Genomic DNA, 3140 nt, shown 5'->3' with positions numbered 1-3140 from the left:
CGGTGTGGAGGGAACGCGGGGAAGTGAAACATCTCAGTACCCGTAGGAAGAGAAAACACTAGTGATTCCGTGAGTAGTGGCGAGCGAAAGCGGAGGAGGCTAAACCGTATGCGTGTCAAGCTGTCAGGCGTTGCGTGTGCGGGGTTGTGAGACCTGCCGTCCGGGGACTGACATTCCTGGGGATGGTTTGCATGGTTAGTGGAACACGTTGGGATGCGTGGCCGTAGTGGGTGAGAGTCCCGTACGCGAAAACTGTGTGGAATCGTTGTGGTGGTGTTCTCGAGTAGCAGCGTTTCCGTGGAGGGCGCTGTGAATCTGCCGGGACCACTCGGTAAGCCTAAATACTTCCTGGTGACCGATAGCGGACAAGTACCGTGAGGGAAAGATGAAAAGTACCCCGGGAGGGGAGTGAAAGAGTACCTGAAACCGTGTGCCTGCAAGCCGTCAGAGCCTTCGGGTGATGGCGTGCCTTTTGAAGAATGAGCCTGCGAGTTCGTGCTGCGTGGCGAGGTTAACCCGTGTGGGGTAGCCGTAGCGAAAGCGAGTCTGAAGAGGGCGTTGTAGTTGCGTGGTCGAGACCCGAAGCGAAGTGATCTACCCATGGCCAGGCTGAAGCGCCGGTAAGACGGTGTGGAGGGCCGAACCCACTTAGGTTGAAAACTGAGGGGATGAGCTGTGGGTAGGGGTGAAAGGCCAATCAAACTTCGTGATAGCTGGTTCTCCCCGAAATGCATTTAGGTGCAGCGTCGCGTGTTTCACTGTGGGGGTAGAGCTACTGGGTGGCTGATGGGCCTGATCGGGTTACTGACGTCAACCAAACTCCGAATACCATGGTGTGAGAGCGCGGCAGTGAGACAGCGGGGGATAAGCTTCGTTGTCGAGAGGGAAACAGCCCAGAACTCCGGCTAAGGCCCCTAAGTGTGTGCTTAGTGGAAAAGGATGTGGAATTGCAGAGACAACCAGGAGGTTGGCTTAGAAGCAGCCATCCTTGAAAGAGTGCGTAATAGCTCACTGGTCAAGTGGTTCTGCGCCGATAATGTAGCGGGGCTGAAGTACACCGCCGAAGCCGAGTCACTGCAACAACTGCTAACGCGGGTTGTGGTGGGTAGGGGAGCGTCCTGGGCCCGATGAAGCAGCCGGGTAACCGAGTTGTGGAGGGTGTGGGAGTGAGAATGCAGGCATGAGTAGCGAATGTACAGTGAGAATCTGTACCGCCGGATGACCAAGGGTTCCTGGGCCAGGTTGTTCCGCCCAGGGTAAGTCGGGACCTAAGGCGAGGCCGTCAGGCGTAGTCGATGGAGAACGGGTTGATATTCCCGTACCCGCGTGTGTGCGTCCATGGTGAGGCGTCGGATACTAACCACCCGAAGCCGCATCGCATCCTTCGGGATGTGGTGTGTGTGGAGCGTGGGACCTGATGGCGTAGTAGTCAAGTGATGGGGTGACGCAGGAAGGTAGCTCCGCCAGTGAGTGGTAGTACTGGTGTAAGCGTGTGGCCCGCAGAATAGGCAAATCCGTTCTGCATGTGGGTGAGGCGTGATGCGTAGCCGTTGTGGTGAAGTAGAGTGATCCTATGCTGTCGAGAAAAGCCTCTAGCGAGTGCGTGCGTGGCCCGTACCCGAAACCGACACAGGTGGTCAGGTAGAGAATACTAAGGCGATCGGGTGAACTGTGGTTAAGGAACTCGGCAAATTGCCCCCGTAACTTCGGGAGAAGGGGGGCCAGCCATCTTGAAACCCTTTGCGGGTTAGGGGTGGCGGGCCGCAGAGACCAGCGGAAAGCGACTGTTTACTAAAAACACAGGTCCATGCGAAGACGCAAGTCGAGGTATATGGACTGACGCCTGCCCGGTGCTGGAACGTTAAGAGGACCGGTTAACCATTTCGGTGGTGAAGCTGAGAATTTAAGCGCCAGTAAACGGCGGTGGTAACTATAACCATCCTAAGGTAGCGAAATTCCTTGTCGGGTAAGTTCCGACCTGCACGAATGGCGTAACGACTTTCCGGCTGTCTCAACCACAGGCCCGGCGAAATTGCACTACGAGTAAAGATGCTCGTTTCGCGCGGCAGGACGGAAAGACCCCGGGACCTTTACTATAGCTTGGTATTGGTTTTCGGTTCGGCTTGTGTAGGATAGGTGGGAGACTGTGAAGCTGACACGCTAGTGTTGGTGGAGTCGTTGTTGAAATACCACTCTGGTCGTGCTGGGAATCTAACTTCGGACCATGATCTGGTTCAGGGACAGTGCCTGGTGGGTAGTTTAACTGGGGCGGTTGCCTCCTAAAGGGTAACGGAGGCGCCCAAAGGTTCCCTCAGCTTGGTTGGTAATCAGGTGTTGAGTGTAAGTGCACAAGGGAGCTTGACTGTGAGACTGACGGGTCGAGCAGGGACGAAAGTCGGGACTAGTGATCCGGCACCTCCTGGTGGAAGGGGTGTCGCTCAACGGATAAAAGGTACCCCGGGGATAACAGGCTGATCTTGCCCAAGAGTCCATATCGACGGCATGGTTTGGCACCTCGATGTCGGCTCGTCGCATCCTGGGGCTGGAGTTGGTCCCAAGGGTTGGGCTGTTCGCCCATTAAAGCGGCACGCGAGCTGGGTTTAGAACGTCGTGAGACAGTTCGGTCCCTATCCGCCGCGCGCGTAGGAGACTTGCGGAAGGCTGTCCCTAGTACGAGAGGACCGGGACGGACGAACCTCTGGTATGCCAGTTGTCCCGCCAGGGGCATGGCTGGTTGGCTACGTTCGGAAGGGATAACCGCTGAAGGCATCTAAGCGGGAAGCCTGTTCCTAGATGAGGTCTCCCACCCGTGATGGGTTAAGGCCCCCAAGAGATGATTGGGTTGATAGGCCAGACATGGAAGCGCAGTAATGTGTGTTTGAGTGGACTGGTACTAATCGGCCGAGGACTTGCCTACAAAGGTTGCTACGCACCCACTCTACGATCCTGAAACACCACACCACCCCACACACGTGGGTTGTGTGTGGGGAGACAACAGTCAGTGTGTTGTTTCGTAGTGTTTCGGTGGTGATAGCGGTAGGGGTACGCCCGGTCCCATTCCGAACCCGGAAGCTAAGCCTGCCAGCGCCGATGGTACTGCATCCGAAGGGGTGTGGGAGAGTAGGACACCGCCGAACTTA

General features: G+C 56.5%; 2 rRNA genes. Both read left to right on the top strand.

What is annotated here, in order from left to right:
- Positions 1-2917, top strand: a 23S ribosomal RNA gene (locus tag LY40_RS01475); the annotation flags it as partial.
- Positions 2918-3020: 103 nt separating this feature from the next.
- A 5S ribosomal RNA gene (rrf, locus tag LY40_RS01470) occupies positions 3021-3137 on the top strand.
- Positions 3138-3140 lie beyond the last annotated feature (3 nt).

Origin of the sequence: Prauserella salsuginis (assembly GCF_024648885.1) — a bacterium.
GTDB classification, from domain to species: domain Bacteria; phylum Actinomycetota; class Actinomycetes; order Mycobacteriales; family Pseudonocardiaceae; genus Prauserella; species Prauserella salsuginis.
This window is presented reverse-complemented; position numbering and strand designations above follow the sequence as displayed.